The following is a 17,048-nucleotide window of genomic DNA, read 5'->3' on the forward strand; positions in this document are numbered from 1 at the left end:
ACAGTGAAAATAAGGAAGGTACAAATGACGCGTAACTACTTGATATGACTGGTGCCGATAATAGGAGTCGAACCTACGACCTTCGCATTACGAATTATAAGAACTACCTTTTAACTCAATAACATACCCTGCCAACACTGCGCTCACACGTCCCATCTTCGAAAAACATGCAAAGCCTTGCAAACCGATGCAAAGCTTTGTGTGTCCCATTTCTGTCTCACATCACCGGACAATCATCAAACTCGCCAGATCGTGCATCGTTGATGGTGTAGGTGATCACCCCGAATACTGGCCGAGAAGTATCCGACACCTCATCCTTCGAGGGTAATGGCTCCCTTACTCCATTTTCAGGGTTTTCTAGACAAGGATGCGGCAGCGTCCTGTAACGCATGATCCTGAACTCACCATCAATAGCACACACAAGCAGAGAACCGTCCTTCGGCGTCAGCGACGAGTCAACGATAAGCATTGCGCCCTTCATTATGCCAGCGCGCAGGTATGTAGAGCCCGCTACCATCATGTAAGTGGCCGAAGGATGAGCGATAAAACGCTTGTCGAGTGATATGCGTTCTTCAACATAGTCTTGCGCTGGACTCGGGAATCCCATGATGCACCTCCGATAGTTACTGTATATGCATACAGTATTATTGATCGGCGCTATCGATCAATACGCAACCAGAAAATTTATCCATGGATTTTGGCGGAGGCAGGCTGTGCACTCGTTGATGATTGGGAAATGTGCATGATTCTATGCTAAAGTTCGTCAACTTAACGCCTGATGGATGGCGGACAACCTTTGTGGAAGGTATTTATGGGTCCAACTAGAGAAGAAGAGCTCAGGATTATGGGTGGCTACCTCATAAATGAGAAACATTTTGAGGGAACATCTTTAGCACTTAGGCAGTATGCCGATGGTTTAAAAACTGGTGAAGTAGTAGAAGGTGGAACAATGAACCAGACAACACCACAGTATAAGATCAACCGGCTCTATGACGATATCTGTGAGCTTGCAGAGAATGCCGAGGGTGATTATCCAGGTAGGAAAGATATCGCACTGGTGCTTTGCAAGCACGTAACATGGAGTGATGAGAGCGAGAAATTGCCTATCCCATACCACGTTTACGACCAGCACCAGATTGCGATTGAGGCCATCATCAAGGCCGAAGGGACCATGAAAAGGAAAAAAGAGAACATCAAAATTCTTCTTGATGAATCTCTAAAATACTCACATCCCCCTTTCTTTTTTAACAGATAAAAAAAGGGAGCGGATGCTCCCTTTTGCTTTCTTACTGTCTCGACATGAGATTTATAGAGAAGATGTAGGTCCCTGTTGGGATTGATGCTGAACCTGTTACTTCAAACTTAGCGCCTGTTGCGCTGCTGGATGATCTGTTATAAGAACATGACATCAGCAATGTTGTAGGTCCGCCAAGTGGGGCGCAAAAACCAATATCAGGCGCAGATGGGAAAACTCCGGAAGGAATTGGTACGGTGAATCCTTGCTGATTGCCTGCCACTGTCACTGAAAGTGAATATGATGCGGTAAACTGAATCGGTGTGATTTGGTGTCCACTACCTGAATAGACTACCGTGTTTGCACATTGTGTATATTTGTTAACACCTAAAGTATGAAGATTTCCATATAGCCGAATGGGGTATGTAACCTGATAGAAAACGTTATTCCCAATATTCCATGAGTCAGCATTAACGTCTACGCCTGAATCAAGGCCAAGGAAAGTGCATCCACTAACATTTCCATGATATGACGTCGCAGAAACAATACCCGCTACAGTGTATGTAGATGTTCCCCTTTGCATTGAGATGGCACATCCGGTTGCAGAGAATGCATCGCAGCCATTCAACTCAATAACAGAGCCTGTATAGCCAGTTGCAGATGACTGGAACAGATCGCAAGCTGTAAACTTAGCCTTGAACACATTGCTAAGTGATACGCATTTTATTCGAGCTTCAATGTGCGAATTTAGATAGAAGAAGTCTGGGTTCTTATGTGTCGCATTACCCTGAACTCTTATCCCTGTCGCCACCTGAACAATTTCACTGTTGCAGATTTCAAAACCCTCATGCCACCCAAATACATCTATACCAACACCTGCAGCGATAATAGTTAGCTTATCAATGAAGAATGAAATCAATCCTAACGAATCGCCGCTATCATTGCTAAGCCTGAATCCATAACGCATTGTGTATGGGTCTGCTGTAGTTGATGCTGTTTCTAATGGGTTGCCATGAAGTTGAACGGTTGAAACTCTAAGCCCATTGCAGTTCCTGAGGTCTATAGCACCAGCCCAGCAACGACCAGCGTCAGTTTTGGAATAGACGCGAAATCTTTCAAAAATAGCCTGTGGAGAGTTGCTGGTCATTTCTTTCCATGACGCAGAAACCGCACTACCTCCCGAGCCTGCCCCCCTGTTAATTGAAATATCCATTATCTGAAGGCAATTTATCAGTAATGGGTCGGTGGATGGGGCGTTATTAACTGTGTTACTTGTGAATGTTATCCCATTTTTCCCAGGAGTGATTTGTTCAATGCGCGTAGCGTACATGCCGTCACCAACAATCATAACTGGCATATTAGAAATACGAAGTTCGTCAGTCCATACCCATGCGCCTTTCGGAAAATACAGGCGACCACCTGCAGGAGCCAAAGAGTTTGCTGCTGCCTGAGAAGCCGCCCAGTCAATGGATTGACTCAATGATGTGACAAATGGATATACAGCCTGCGCATCAGTAAGGGTGGAGAACTTCTCTGACAAAGGGTGCGTGTTTCCATCAGCAATTCCACCAAAATCCTTAGCGCTTACAGTGTCTATATTTTTGTCATGTTGCGTTCTGCCAACTGCCCCAGTAAATGGTTGCTTCACGCCAACAAGAGCATCCCCAAGGGTTGGGTCTGTTGTGTTAGCTAGCTGGGCTTTGAACTGATCAGGGTCATACTTAAGAATGTTTGGGTAATAGAACTGCTGCACTCCATAGGCATCATAAACAGCCATAGAGTGGCCTTGTACAGTTACGAATTTAGCAATCTGCCCGCTATATACTGGGTATCCACCGGCATTAATTTTCAGTGGCTGAGACACAGGAACAAGAGTTCCATCTTCATTATCCAGATAAACCTGAACCTGGTTTGCAGGTACAGTTGGGTCTGTATCTATCTGCCCTACATAAATAGAACCGTCTGCGGCTGCTTTAAATGACCTTGCCAGCGTGAAAAGCTGATTAGGCATGCTTACCACAACATTCGCGGTGATATCTGACATTTACTTTGCTCCGGGCGCAGCAGAGCCGCACAAGATAAAACTTGCGCAGCGTTGCGTTATGGTCGGTTATAATTGATTAAAAGAGAGGAGGATTTATGGAACGTGATTTACTGAACTTTGCTTTCTTAATCTTCGGCCTTGTGGTGGGTAAGCTTTTATTCGCTTAAGGCTTCAGATTTCGCACCCTGAGCGAATGAGTTAACCACACGCTCGACATCAGATAACGCTTTCTCAAAGGCTGTAGAGCCTCTTGGAGTGTTGGCAAGGCGAAGCATTGCATTACGCGCTGGCTCGCTCTCATACATCCTTGCAAGCAAACCATAACCACCACCTACCCCTAATAACGCCGGGTTAGTTACAGTCCCAATGCCCATAATAAACGGAATAGCCTGCTGTCCAGTTGGTGTTGTAACTCCAGCCTGCCCCGCTCTCTTCGTTGACTCAAGGTAGTTCTTAAGCCCTTTCAGATATGCAGCATCACGGCCTTTGAATGCAATTCCTGTCTGGTTAGACATTAGGTTAACTTGCCTGAGGAATTGATCAGGTGACCCACCTGATTTCTCCATAGCCTTGCCGATGATTCCGTTACGCATCTGAGCGCGGCCAATCTGTCCGACAGAGTTATACAGGTTCTGAACTTCTGACTTGTTCTTACTGAAAAGCATGTTGTTGACAACTTCAGGTGTCAGATCGCCTTTCATAAGAACATTCTTCAGGCGAGTGTTTTGAAGTTTATTAGCCTCGTCAGCGTAGATGGCATTTGCTTGCTTGTACCTTCGCAGTGTGTCATCTCCAAGATTCTTTCCTATGGCACTGTCTATGTCGCCAGTCATGGCGCTATAGACGCGATTAACTGCAGCCTCGGACCGATTTGGAAGAATTGTTCTCTCTCCTTTAACATCTTGCCTGAACTGACTTCTTAGTCCGCTTAACTGCTGAAAGTCCATAATCATCGGCCCATTTGCGCTTGAGTTTCTGGTTAGCTCGTCGCGATATGCCTGAAGTTTTGAGATGGTGTCGTTATCTGCCACGTTGCCAAGCTTCTGCAGGTCAGATATTTCTGTGTCTATTTGCCTGATCGCTCTTGACGGCTGGATATTTATTCCTGTCATCGCACTCTGCAGTTGCTCTAGCCTGTTTCCTGCAGCACGCTTGATGCCAGAAGCTTTTGATTTCAGGCTGCCAACCACAATAGAAGGATCGTATTCACCAAATCTAGACGCAAACTCATCTACTAACTGGCTCCTAGCCTCCTGCTGATTTGCTCGCATAGAACTTGTTCCAGCGAATGGGATGTTTTCAGCGGTGGTTTGAGCCATGCGTCCGACGCGAGAATTTGGCTGCAGAACATCGGTAGTATGCAAAGGTACATCAGCTGAATTGGCAAATCGGATCGCCTGCTGTGCCTCAGGTGAGATGGCGCCTTTTACCCCGCGATATGCAGCGCCAGCAACGCGACCTAGCTGATTTATTGCCCCACCCAATACAACGCCAGTACCAAGGTCTGTGGCTAGTGCTGATGGGTCATTCTGCTCGCTATTTGCAGCCATTGACCCAGCGGTATTTTCTGCCAACAGGCGAGATGCTCCCTGAGCAACTCTTCCTGAAACTCCAGCAGGTATAGATGATGCAACTTGTGCACCGCTACCCAATACCTGAGGAGCCAAGCGCTCAGCTAATGCAGCTGCTTTAGAAACGCCGCCACCTAATCCTACTGGTGCAAGATAGGGGATTGCTTCGGCGAAAATCTTACCTTCTGTTGTCTGTGGAGTTAGAGCCCCCTGCTGAAGACCTAAATCCTGAGTCAGTCCCTCGGTGGTTACGCGCGGTGCTGGTTGGTATGTACCATCGCCTAAGCCAAGCTTATTTCCAGCCCAAGCCCCAGCACTTGCTACAGCATCCGCCATTGATGCAGGGATGTTTGCAATGTTAATGCCAGCCTGAAGTAATCCTCGACCTGTTTCTGCTGCTGCATTTCCAAGGTCAGACAGGAAACCGCCTTGTTCTTGTGGCTGTGATTCCTGCCGCGGTTGTTGTGCTTGCTGAGGTTCGGATGAAGGAACTGGATATGCAGCATAGAAAGCCTGTTTAGCCTGCTCTGCATTGCTGCCAGCCTGAGGAGCAACCACCTCATTGAAGTATTGCTCCTGTGCCTGCGCTTTTTGCTCTGGTGCCAATGCCTGATACTGTTGCGAGGCAATAACGTCTTTCCATGCCTTAGCCATTAGTCACCCCATAGTGAAGAGAAGCCTGAGCTTTGCTGTGATTGCTGTGCTGGTTGAGATTGTTGTGCTGGCCGTGAAGGCTGTGACTGAGTGCCGCGATTACCTACGTCCACGCTGTACTGCTGGTTGTAGTTGTCGGTGTATTGCTGTATGTCGCGGAGTGATTGCTGAAGCGCATCAGGGCTAGAGTAGTCAATCTGAGGCATACTCTGGAAGTACATCTTTGCCTCGGGTACGGTATTTATTCCGCTAGCCCCCATATCTTTTGCTGCTGCAATACCCTGATTTTGCATTCGTCCTTGAATTCTCTGGGCGGCATTAAACAGTTGACGTTGCTCTTTCCCTGCCAATCTGCTTCTTATGTCAGCAGTGATAGCTGGGGTACCAGAACTTCCAGTAATCCCGGTTAAAAAACCTAGAGAGTCTGTGCTGGCGTTTTGAATGGCCTCAATGTCCTTTTTCATAGCATAGTTTTGAGCTGAAGCTGCCGATGTTGCAGGAGCTGCAATCGCACTTGCCGGAACGCGAACCATGTTTCCGTTGTCGTCTATGCCTTCATAGAATGCATTGGCGCCAGCACCGTGGAGTTTCCCGCCAACGTTTACTGTTCTCCCATCAGATAACTGAACAACTCGCTTGCCATCGCTGCCAACGGTCTTGGCGTTTGCCCTCTCCATTGCCATGTCCTGACCGCGACGCGCTGTCGCCGCTGAGATGTCCTGTCCTCGCGCAGTAATATCTTGTCCTCGACGCTGCAATGACTCTCCAGCCTGATTGCTGCGGATGGTTTCGTTGAGCTTGTCGCGATTCAGTGCCTGCCCAACAATCTTGTCCTGAGCATTGAAGTAATCAACCGGGCCAAGCGCTGCCATGCCAAGATGGTCAACAAACTCACCGAACTGCTGTGGGTTCTGCTGGTATGTCTGCGCTACGTCAGCAGGATTGAGTCCGACGCGCTGGAGCTCCGCCGCGTTATTCTGCAGCCATGCGCCCATTGCCTCTGGAGAGGTAGCGGCAAGTCTCGCAGCTGCAGCCAGGTTACCAACTGTATTGCGCTGGTCTTCATCAACAAACTTCATACCATTACGCACAGCATCAACCTGGTCTGGGAATTGTGCTGCAAGTTGACGCATAGCATTGCGATCACCAGATGCATATGCCTGACCGTAAGCCTGCTGGAATTGCTGTTTACGCTGAGCCTGATCTTGTTGTTTGTACATATCCATCACAGAACCAATGCCCTGCAATGCCTGCAATCCCAAGTTGTTACGCCCAGAGCGCTGGTCTTCGTTATTCTGGCGAATATACGCCAGAGCAGCGTTCGCGTCGCTGGCTTGAGGGGCGTTCGTATTCACTCCACCAAGACTTGCAAGCAACCCGCCCGGGTTACCTGACTGCTGCCATGTAGCCATGATTTCCCCTTAGAAAAGTGAACCCAGCGCACCTATGCCTGCGCCAATTGCTGTTCCCCAACCAGGCATTATTGCAGTACCCGCTGCTGCGCCTGCAGCTGCTCCTTGAAGTGCTCCTCCAAGTTTTGACTGCTTATTTCCTCCTGCAGCAGCGGCGTTTGCTTGCTGCTGGTATAGCTGGCTCGCGTTGTTAGCGTAGTTTTGCCCTGCGGTTGCCTGCCCTGTTAACGCACCAAGACCGATATTTGCCAGGTTCTGGTAGTTGTTCATCTGGCCAGATAGCCAGCTTTGTCCGAGGGTAGGTGCAATTGTTGCAAGAGAGTTAGTTGTGGCGGTGGAACCCAGACCACCAGTAGCTTCTGCTGAGTTCAGAGCATTATATCGAAGCTGACCGGCCATATCTTTGTACTGCTGAGAGTTGTAATAATCGTTTAACGCTGACTGCTGTCCCTGCAGCGTGGACAGGCCCTGCAATTGTGATATGTACTGCTGCGCAAGTGGCGTAAACGGCGCAAGGTTCTGCATATTCGTTTGCCACATTTCTCGCTGCAGTGCGATGCCTTTTTTGGTGGCGTCAGCCTGTGCGCCAGCGCCACCATCACCACCCTTTTGATAAACTGCCTTATTGAGGTGCTTATTGGCGATCTGATGAATTAGCATTTAATAGCTCCTCATATTTAGAGCGAGGTAGTTGATATAGGGTGACTCCGACAGGCTTTCCGTTACTCATATATGCATCGTCGAGATGACCGATGCGTGAAGCACCAAGAAGGCGAATCAGAGCGCGTCCATATTTAGTTGTGTCTGGTACCATGGTGACGCTGTTCAGGAATGGAGAATTATCAAGAAGCCATTTGCAGAATAACCTGTGTCCATTGAGGGCGTATTCACCGCGAAAACCAGGTGAGTAGATGGCGTGACACTCAACTACGCTGTGCCAGAAGTTACGCACTTCATGAACACCAGCTAGCAGAACACCCTCATAAATTCCGAGATAGACCGCATCAGGCTTGATGAAGTATTTATCCCCGCCATCTACTATGTTTCCTGTGTTATCTGGATTGTTTAGGAATTCTGCAAGCTTCACCGGATTATCGATGAGCTTTATCTGCATTAGTTAATCAACCCATGAGCTCTGAGCACATATTCAACAGCAGCCAGTCTCTGCCTGGTCAGGACAAGCGCATCACGCATCGCATACTGCTCTGATACTGTGTATGTTGTTGAGATTGTCGGGTACAGGCTTGAGTCAAACGCCCCGAGATAACCTGGGCCAGTTGATGCAGTCCACCCCGTCTGCCTGCTTGTTACGACTTGTGCACCGTTCACCTTGTAGGATGTTGAGGTATTAACACTTCCTGCTACCTGCAATTTGTCCGAGGTGGGTGAAGGGATATTTCCCACCAGGAGAGAGCCGCCTGTTGACTGCACCACCTGATTTGATGACACTGACTTAGAAACGTAATCACCCTGAATAGTGGTTATGTTTCCTTCTGCAGTTGTTACCCTGGTGGTTAAACTGGCCAGGTTTGTCTGAAGGGTTGTGATGTTACCTTCAGCAGTTGTCACCCTGATGGTGAGAGCGCTTATGGCTGATGTGTTGGAGGTTATGCGAATCTCATGGTCGTCAACTTCTACCTTTAGATTCGTTATTCTTGTTTCGTGGTCTGCGAGCGTTACGTCCTGCTCATCATTCTTAACCTGTGCATCATATGCCCCCTGCCCGGCCTCATTTGCCTTTCCAGCTACGTTTGTAAAATCCAGAGCCTGAGACAATATGTATTGCTCATATGCAGGGCTGTATCCTTTTGGGAGAGAAGATGCGTTAAGACTGATGGCTCTGACTATCACAGGTGTTTTTAGTGAGTCATCTGCCATTATTCAAGCCTCACCTGACATCCGGACAAAGTCACCGGTGAACTGGTTACTATCCTTACTTTGAATCCAATGTTTTTTCTTATACGCCCAATCCTTTTCCAGATAGCTCGCTTGTCATAAACGAATGGAGCATTCCAGGGGATCATCTGCTCTCTTCCATAGTTGACGCCATCAGTGGTGGCAGATATGAACATTTTTTCTGCTATCTGCTCGACACCAGTCGATGACTCAAGCTCAAAGTCAAACACTCTCGCGTTGTCAGCCTTGAACAGTGGGGTGAAGAGTAAGTGCTCCTGATGATCACCATACTGACTTGATGAATCGAACTTCATCGTGCCGATGTATGGGCTCAACTTATCGCCACAGGTTATTGCGTTTCCTTCATACATCAGGTCAATTGCCCTGTAAGCATCGCCGTACAGCCCTGTTTTCAGGATTGACCACTGTGGAGAGCCCTGGCTAGCTGCGCCGTCATAGACAAGCACATGCTGAGGAAGATGTATGATCAGCAATTCATGAGCGTCAAAGCGAATAGACTCCATCACCACGGTGGCGAGGTCATCTGCGGAATATGACCTGATTATCTTCTCAATGCTTGCTGTAGCGATTGAAGAGGCTCTTCCTGAGTCGATGATGTAAACAGACGGTGCGCCTGTGGCAGGGTTGCTGATGATTGCGTATGCATCCATGTAGATGCACTTGCAATGCGTTCCTGCGATACCTTTTGGAACCATGTAAGCAGGGTTAGCTACGTATATCGCCGAGCCCTGAGTGCTAGTTCCAGTAAGGGTAAAATACTCAATCGTTGTTGCGCCAAAGCAGAGGATGTAATCGCGCCATGAACCCATCCCAATGATGCCATCTGGTTGAGACTCTGCGCGATATTCGGCTGCGTATCTGTCAGGATGAGATTCGTCCTCAAGGTCTGAAATAAACCATGAGTCTGTACCTGCCTTGCTCCACGCATAACGACCTCTAAGTCTGGTGATGTCTCTTGCCTGACCAAGGTCATATTGCGTATAGCCACTGCTTACAGGCCAGTTGTCTATAGTCTTGAGTTCTCCATCATATCGATACTCAAATACTATCCCTGAGTGGCATACAGCCTGTGATGTTCGGCCGTGAGCCATTGATACGCGCCCATTGCCAGAAACATCGCCGACCTCTGCATCACCTTTATAAAGCTTGTTGCCTGCTACCCGATAAACTTCATTTTGCGCAGTGTTGTACTCCGCACCTCTGGAAGTGCCATCAACATCAATCTTCTTGGCTATTCCTGGGAATGAACGTAAATACCCGCTACTGTTAAGAACATCTTTCGGCGTTGCCAGCATGTTCACTGGCAGGAAATCAATGTAATCGGCATTGGTGAAGTCTTTGCCGACTCCCTTCATTAACGGCAATTGCTGAATCGGCATTTACTCACCTATGGATTTGGTACATCACCGTCAATCGGCGGCAGGTCGCCAGGGTAATAACGATCAGATGTGAACACGTCGTATTTGTTGCCCTGACCAACAGGGAAGTCACCGCGGCGGCGCATTGATGGAACAACAAGGGTGTCTGTCAGAAGTGCGTCATATGAGCGCTGAGCGTTAGTCAGTACGCTTGCTGATGGCTCAAGATTGTAGTCTGACAGGATACGCAGCATTAGCTGATAACCAACAGCCTGCATGTATTTGCGCGGCAATCCTGAGTCATCGTCAGGATGCGGCTCTTCTCCATCAGCAGAGAACAAATAGCCAATTTCACCAGGATTAATCTGCCACTCGTACATCATATTTTCGAGGTCCTGAATGGCATCCTCGACAGACTGTGGCTCAACATCAGTCAGGGTGGCATTTGATGCAATCGCTGGCTTACGCAGTGCAAAGAGTACGATTTCACCCTTTGTTAGAGTCGTCGCCATTGTCTGCCGCCTTACGTCCGCGTTTGGTTGCTGGCTTCAGGTCATCAACTGATGCGACAAAGCCAAGCTTTTCGTAAATCGGGAAATCTTTCTCTACGATAACGGCCTGAACATGACCTGCTTCGTTATCTGCGGTAAGGAATACGCTCATACGATCCATATCGTCTCCTCAAAAATAAAGGGGCCGAAGCCCCTTGTGATTACGGATTGCCGAAGAACTGTCCGCCCATGTGTGGGTTGAAGCACACGTAGGCAGGTAGCAAGTCGAAACGCATTTTCTGCACGTTTGCGTCACCGTCTGCGTATTTGTGTACGCGGATAGAGAAGCCTTCGTAGGTAGCCACTGCTGAGTCGATGCTGTTCAGTTTTGGCAGAGGAATGGTGCCGAGACCGCAGAAGAATTTGTTGTAGAACAGATTCGGCTTCATGGTCTGGCTTGCAGTACCAATCACGGTCACTGCATCACCAGCAGTTACAGCGCGGCTTACTGCGTTGTACTGTGGGTTGGTAGTGTCGTAAATCGGAACACCTGACAGCGTAACAGTAACCAGGCCGCCTGCAGTGGAGTTAGCGTCAGCCAGAACCGTGGCGGTGAAGCTAATAGGCGTAGAGCCGTTATACAGCGCCTGCTTGCTCTGCTGCTGCAGCCAGTATGTGTTGGTGAACTTAATCTGATCGCCTGCTTTCAGGAAGCCAGTGATAGATGCTGTTGCGCCAGCAAGTGTTACAGTGAACTGATAGGTATCTTTCACTGCGTTGTAGGTAACGGTAGGTGTAGCAGATACGGTCAGAGTGCCGCCAAATGCGCCCTGGGTACGAGATGCCAGACCGTTCGACATTAGCGCACGGATGCCGCCGAAGTTAGACGCAATCTGAGCCTGTTCCCATGCAGTGCGCACCAGTTGGTCAGATGCGTGCAGACCGGACTGAGCATCCGCCAGGCGCTGTGCAGACCATGGGTCCATTACCGCGTAGTTCTCACCTTCTTCAACACCCAGATCCTTCAGGAAGGATGCTGTCTGAGCAACATCTGACCATTTGTTGATTGGAGTGTTTGGGCTACCCAGTGACAGAGCGCCGTTGTTCATCATGAACTTAGCAAGTTCGGTCTCCAGGTCGGTGACGATTCGCTGGCGCACAGGAGCCAGGATTTCGTCCAACTGGTTCAGCTTGATGGCCTCTTCCAGCTGACCGTATTCAACCGCTACGGTGATGTAGTTACCGACTTTACCAGTGGCTTTACCGGAGATCAGGTTGTTCTTGGCCTGTCCTGAGATATCACCGGTGGCAGTACGCAGAGATGCGAACTGATGTGGGCGTTTGAAGCTTACGCTATCACCGGTGCTGGAGTTGATTTCACCTGCCAGAAGCTGGCGGTCGACGGTTTTAGCGAGAACCAGGTCGGACATAAAGCCCGGCAGGAATTTTTTCAGAACAATTTGACTGACGTTACTGTTGAGATCGTTAGTAGCCATTTAGCAGTTTCCTTTATTCGATTTTTGCGCCGGGGCAGAGTTTGTTGAAGTCGTCTTGTTTCGCATCAGCGCCGCCACCACGAACTTCCGGCTCTGGTTTGATGGCTTTCTTTGGCTTCGGTGCAAGGCTTACTTGCTTGCTAATCTGGCCTAAGAGGAATGCTGCGCGAATTGGGTCTGTCTCAGCGGCTACACGCTGGCGTAGTTGTGGGTTCTTACCGAGTGCATAGGCGATCAGCTCTGAACCCTCGTCTGCTGCATGAATAATGATTTCCTGCTGAATTGGCTTGAGCTCGCTAAGAACGATGCTTTCCATCTCCTGGTAATCTTTCACCGGGAGCTTTGCTGCTCGTTGCCTATGAGCTTCTACTCGCTGCTGGAAACGCTGCTGATATTCCTGCTGCTGACGTTCCTGTTGCTGCTTTTGCTGTTCGGCACGGCTCTTTTTCTCATGCCAGTCAGTCATTGCCTGTTCAAACGCTGCCTCGTCGTATTCACACGACTCAAGAGTCGGCTTAGGCGGGATAGCGTCTGTTTGCTGCTGTGGTTGCTGCTCCGCTGGCCTGGATTGAACCTGCTCAAGCTGGCGACGCAGTTCCCGTAACTCTTTATCTTTCTCGCGGTTGTTCTTGCGTAAATCCTTAACCCACTGAGGCGCAGGCTGACCATCAACGTGATCGTCATCCTCTTCCGTCAGGGGAATTTCTTCATCACCGACGCGCAGGGAATATTCTTCCGGCTGCTCTTCGGCCTGTTCACTCTCGGTCTCCGCTTTCGCTTCAGATTCCTGGACTTGCTCCTCAGGTTTCGGTTGCTCAGCGGTTACTTCTTCGGCTGATTCCTGTTTTTCAGACAGATCAATAACCTGACCGTCGATGATCAGTTCGCTCTCCATTGATTACTCCTGCTTAGCTCGGCATTGAGTCTGCCGGTGACTGTGGTGATGTAGGGATTTGTGATTGTTGCGATTGAAGGACTTCATTCAGGAGCTTGATAGCATCCATGACGCCCTGCTTGTTGATGTGTTCTGCCTGAGAAAGCTTGTAAACAACGTTAGCCTGACTTTCCTGTGCATCCTGCTGCGCAGTAAACGCTTTGATGAGCGTGTTGCGCGTTTCGTTGTCTGCTTTCTTCTCTTCGGCTTGTGCCGCAACCAGATTAGCCTGTGCAATGAGCATTTCAGGGTTAGGCTGGTTGGCTGCCGCCTGCTGCGCCTGCATGACAATCTGTTGCTCTTTGGCGTTGCGAGGCTTAACTACTCCCGCAGTAAGCAATTTGTTGCGGTTGTATTCCTTGTAATCATCCAGCCCTTCTCCATCCATGTTGTCCATTATCAGACCGCGAATGATTCCCGCTTCGGGGTCTTGCGGTAGCATGGTATTAAGGACGCTTGTAAGGGCAGCAACTGTTGCATCTCGCCGCGCTGTGTAGCTTGGTCCAACATCGACAGTGACATCGTAACGTCCTGTAGAAAGGTCATTCAGCGCAACAACTCGGCCTGTCTGACGATCGACTACCTGCGCATTCATCAGAGCGATGTCGTCAGTGCCATCCTCGTTGACGACGCGAACCTCACGGTCTGAACCGTATACCTCGCGAGCCATCGACAACCAGACCTCGCCTGCACGCTTCAGGCTCTTAGCCATGTTATCCAGGTAGATGAACGATGCCATATCAGCTCGGTTCATCAGGTTGTTAACGGTTTCCTGCGCAACGTTACTAGGCATCTGCTGCATTGCCTGGCTGCCACCGGTGACTTCCTGAATGTCTGCGCTGGTCTGCTGCAGTAATGCCGCCAGAGCCTGGTTCATGACTGCTGGCTGCGTGTAACCTGCTGGCGTTGCACCTGCGATGATGTTTCCGGACTTGTCCTTCACTTCACGCAATGGCAGGAAAGAAGGACGTTTCTTATTGCGAGCCTCCCAGTGCTTCTCAAGGCCTCGTATCTGCTCCATGCCAACGATAGGGATCTGTCCGGGGTCTTGTGCAGCTGTGTCAGCCAACATCGAAACCTGAAGGTTGTAGAGGCGCTGTGGGTCCATCGCTTTTGCAATGTGACCCTCTACTCGCTCAATATCGTCAATGAACCAGCGCTTTCCATACACAGGGATGAGCGGGATATGCTCACCGGGAATGCGGCGCGGCTTCTCAAGGAAGTTCTGACCGTCAACCACTGAGACATAGACCCTGCGACGCTTAACAGAGCGACGCGCAACCTCTTCGAAGCCTGCGATAGCCAGCTCATCCTGAATGTCTTCAATCTGGTCACTGTCGTAGGTGGCAATCTCACCAGTTAGCGGCTGTCGATAACTGATTACGTCGACTGACTCCTTGCGCACTTCGTAGTATTTCGCGATGTACACAACTTCAGGCTCGAACCAGTCATACTCCCAGCTTGTCATTGTCGTTACATCGAGCGATGACGGAGGAGTCTTGCCATACTCTGCCTCGTACTTCTCAGGTGAGAGTGAGTACATGCAGAACGCCCACATAGCGTCTGACTTGTCGTACTTTTTAGCGTCAGGGTCGAACCACACAGAGCGTGATGGGTCGTAGATTGGCTCGATAGCGATGCGTTGGCGCTCGTCCATCGGGTCATACTCGTTGACCAACATCGACGTTAAACGGAAGCAGCCAAAGCCACCGGTAGCCGCATCATCAAATGCGTTATCACAAGCTTCACCACCGTCAGTCTCTTCGTAGTCAGCTCGGAACAGGCCATTCAGCTTGTTAGCTAACTCTTCGCTGGCCTCTTTGTCGCCAGGGCGAAACTTCACAGTGATGCGGTTGTTGCGATACTCGGCAATGATGCGGTTAAGCTCGGTCGCTACTTTGTTAATCTCAAACTTCGGATACTTCTCGAACTGGTCATCAAGCTTGGTTCCCGCTGCTGTTGCCCCTTCCCATTGACCGCCAGGGACACGAGCGAATCGCGTAGCCTCAATGCACTTTTCGCGCACGTCTTGCTGCGGCGTATAGGCGCGGTCAAACCTGAGCATGACGCGCTCATGTTTTTTCTCTAATGTCTCTGCCATTTTTACCAACCGGAGGATGAGGGAACGTAGATGTCCGTTTCTTCTGGAGCTAATGCCGGGCAGTGCATGCACATCATCAGTGCGTCTGCCAGGTTAGGGGATGGAATTCCAAGCTTCTGCTTCATGTCTACTTTGGTCATGAGCTCAAGCTTGCCGTTACCGTTGAATTTTCGTTGTATCTGTGTGAGTTCTGCGAAGAGCTTTTCAAGCATCTTCTCGCCGATAGACTCTTTGTCGAAGCTCAGCATTTCGTCAGGGTCAGCATATTCTCCATGCTCAACTGCGCGATATGTCAGATAAAGCCTGTCAGCCAGCGTGTAATAGAACTGCGCTCGCTTATTGCGGAACACATCACCGATGGTACGGATGTTGTCGCCCTGCACCACTTCATCAGCCCATGCTCCGGCCTGATATGGCGCATCTTCATCGAATGGCGATTCACTCCCCTTAAACATCGTCACAGTGACTTTCTTGCCACTGAATGAATCGGTTATCTGCCGACGCAGCCCAGCGCCCAATCCGTCACCGTCAAAAAGGAAGTGATCTGCATTGTCACCAATAGCCAAATCAGCAGCCCAGTCAGCACCTTCATTGACATCCATCAACGTGCCTTCAGCTATTCGCTTAACCACTGAACCGTGACGCATTGCATAGCCTTTGGCATCCGGGCCTGTGTCTGATGGGTCATGAGCTGCGATAACTGCGCCTCTCGCTTTCCACCCAAGGCGCCTGTGCGCATCTGTGGCTGCTTCCAGCCATTCACGACTGATGATTGCCATATCACTTGCGCTTACCGGCTCACCTAGCCAGATGTGACGATAGAGGGTTGGATTTCGGCGCTTGCACTCCTCCATCTCCAGGCGAAGAACCTCAGGGAAGTGCGGGTTATCTGTGTAGTTAACCGTAAGCAGGCAGATATCATCAGGGTGGTCGACAACAAAGCGCTGATATGTATCGTCCAGGATGTTCTTCGGGTTGAAACTCACCCATATCTCAGAATGCGGCTTACGAATTGTTGGGATGAGGATATCCCATGATTCCTTCGTAACCGCCTCGGCTTCTTCTACCCAGCATATATCAATGCCTTCAAGGGATTTAATCTTAGTAGGGTTGTTCTTGATGCCGTAGAACATGAACTCGGCGTTAGTGCCAAGATGTCGAATCATAGAGCGCTGTATTTCGAACTCAGCCGCATAGCCTTCGCGCTCTATGGTGTCCTCAAGCAGTCTGATTACCGAGTCACTGATACTGTTCTGTAGCTCACGAGCACAAAGGATTCTCACTGACTGACGCCTGGCCGCTTCAATTAGCAATCGTGCTATTGCCCATGACTTACCACTACCTCGACCGCCTTTGGCGACTTTGTAGCGATGCGCCTCGATGAACGGTTGGAAGATAGGGTTAATAGTTGTCATTTTCCGAATAGCGTACTCATAGGTGATGTTTCAATCAGGATAGCACCGCCGTCTTTACCAACGAGTTCGTTGGTGACCTTGTCGCCATACTTACGAGGATTCATTCGAGCTAACGCCCATTTACGGGTATCAACTCGAAGCCTTGCCTTTGCCACCTCGGCAGAATCAGGTATGACGTCATCAGCAATGACGAACATATCTTCAAATATCGCGTCAGCCCTAGCCTCAGTAGCTTTTGCGTACTTGTCGCGAAACTCTTCATGAGCTGCAAGCCAGCGGAATACGGTCGACTTGTCGGGCATGTCCTGTTTCTTACATACCTTGAGCAAACTTTCACCGGAGGCAATCAGCGCACATATTTCGTCTGCCACCTCCGATGTATATTCAGAGGGGCGACCGATTTTATTTTCTTCGCCCATAT

General features: G+C 49.6%; 16 protein-coding genes. 1 reads left to right on the plus strand and 15 read right to left on the minus strand.

Translation table 11 applies throughout. From position 1 onward, the window contains the following. Positions 1–217: 217 nt before the first annotated feature. Positions 218–607 (minus strand): HumD family translesion DNA polymerase, encoded by a 390-nt coding sequence (locus tag BMW97_RS22980; protein ID WP_090393261.1) that lies wholly within the window; start codon positions 605–607, stop codon positions 218–220. A 204-nt stretch (positions 608–811) separates the two neighbouring features. Between BMW97_RS22980 and BMW97_RS22985 the strand changes: the two genes are divergently transcribed. After that, positions 812–1,255: a hypothetical protein gene (locus tag BMW97_RS22985; RefSeq protein WP_090393263.1), complete on the plus strand. Its 444-nt coding sequence runs from the start codon at positions 812–814 to the stop codon at positions 1,253–1,255. A 31-nt stretch (positions 1,256–1,286) separates the two neighbouring features. On the opposite strand, the gene BMW97_RS22990 is transcribed toward BMW97_RS22985, so the two are convergent. The 14 genes from BMW97_RS22990 to BMW97_RS23055 form a co-directional block, all read right to left on the minus strand. After that, positions 1,287–3,278: a phage head-binding domain-containing protein gene (locus BMW97_RS22990; RefSeq protein ID WP_090393265.1), complete on the minus strand. Its 1,992-nt coding sequence runs from the start codon at positions 3,276–3,278 to the stop codon at positions 1,287–1,289. Positions 3,279–3,433: 155 nt separating this feature from the next. Continuing rightward, entirely contained in the window at positions 3,434–5,503 is a 2,070-nt protein-coding gene (locus tag BMW97_RS22995) for a DNA transfer protein (RefSeq protein WP_090393267.1), read from the minus strand. Beyond that, positions 5,503–6,915: a phage DNA ejection protein gene (locus BMW97_RS23000; protein ID WP_090393269.1), complete on the minus strand. Its 1,413-nt coding sequence runs from the start codon at positions 6,913–6,915 to the stop codon at positions 5,503–5,505. The genes BMW97_RS22995 and BMW97_RS23000 overlap by 1 nt, the downstream gene beginning before the upstream one ends. A 9-nt stretch (positions 6,916–6,924) precedes the next feature. After that, the gene (locus BMW97_RS23005) at positions 6,925–7,575 is read right to left on the minus strand and encodes a DNA transfer protein (RefSeq protein ID WP_090393271.1); all 651 of its coding nucleotides are present in this window, start codon (positions 7,573–7,575) and stop codon (positions 6,925–6,927) included. Then, positions 7,550–8,029 (minus strand): DUF2824 family protein, encoded by a 480-nt coding sequence (locus BMW97_RS23010; RefSeq protein WP_090393273.1) that lies wholly within the window; start codon positions 8,027–8,029, stop codon positions 7,550–7,552. The genes BMW97_RS23005 and BMW97_RS23010 overlap by 26 nt, the downstream gene beginning before the upstream one ends. Beyond that, positions 8,029–8,793, minus strand: a complete 765-nt coding sequence (locus tag BMW97_RS23015; protein WP_090393275.1) for a phage tail protein — start codon at positions 8,791–8,793, stop codon at positions 8,029–8,031. The genes BMW97_RS23010 and BMW97_RS23015 overlap by 1 nt, the downstream gene beginning before the upstream one ends. Further along, a complete protein-coding gene (locus BMW97_RS23020; RefSeq protein ID WP_090393277.1) occupies positions 8,793–10,211 on the minus strand; it encodes a packaged DNA stabilization protein in 1,419 nt (472 codons plus the stop codon). The genes BMW97_RS23015 and BMW97_RS23020 overlap by 1 nt, the downstream gene beginning before the upstream one ends. A gap of 8 nt (positions 10,212–10,219) precedes the next feature. Beyond that, entirely contained in the window at positions 10,220–10,702 is a 483-nt protein-coding gene (locus BMW97_RS23025; RefSeq protein WP_090393278.1) for a packaged DNA stabilization gp4 family protein, read from the minus strand. Beyond that, entirely contained in the window at positions 10,677–10,862 is a 186-nt protein-coding gene (locus BMW97_RS23030; protein ID WP_069720295.1) for a hypothetical protein, read from the minus strand. The genes BMW97_RS23025 and BMW97_RS23030 overlap by 26 nt, the downstream gene beginning before the upstream one ends. Before the next feature lie 40 nt (positions 10,863–10,902). Then, complete coding sequence (locus BMW97_RS23035; protein ID WP_090393281.1) at positions 10,903–12,177, minus strand: P22 phage gp5 family major capsid protein; 1,275 nt, start codon at positions 12,175–12,177, stop codon at positions 10,903–10,905. Between the two features lie 13 nt (positions 12,178–12,190). Then, positions 12,191–13,072, minus strand: a complete 882-nt coding sequence (locus tag BMW97_RS23040) for a phage capsid protein (RefSeq protein WP_090393283.1) — start codon at positions 13,070–13,072, stop codon at positions 12,191–12,193. Positions 13,073–13,085: 13 nt separating this feature from the next. Beyond that, complete coding sequence (locus tag BMW97_RS23045) at positions 13,086–15,212, minus strand: portal protein (RefSeq protein WP_090393285.1); 2,127 nt, start codon at positions 15,210–15,212, stop codon at positions 13,086–13,088. A 2-nt stretch (positions 15,213–15,214) separates the two neighbouring features. Further along, entirely contained in the window at positions 15,215–16,627 is a 1,413-nt protein-coding gene (locus BMW97_RS23050) for a PBSX family phage terminase large subunit (RefSeq protein ID WP_090393287.1), read from the minus strand. Continuing rightward, a complete protein-coding gene (locus BMW97_RS23055) occupies positions 16,624–17,046 on the minus strand; it encodes a terminase small subunit-like protein (RefSeq protein ID WP_090393289.1) in 423 nt (140 codons plus the stop codon). The genes BMW97_RS23050 and BMW97_RS23055 overlap by 4 nt, the downstream gene beginning before the upstream one ends. Positions 17,047–17,048: the final 2 nt, after the last annotated feature.

Source organism: Enterobacter sp. NFIX58, assembly GCF_900110475.1.
Lineage (GTDB): Bacteria > Pseudomonadota > Gammaproteobacteria > Enterobacterales > Enterobacteriaceae > Enterobacter > Enterobacter quasiroggenkampii.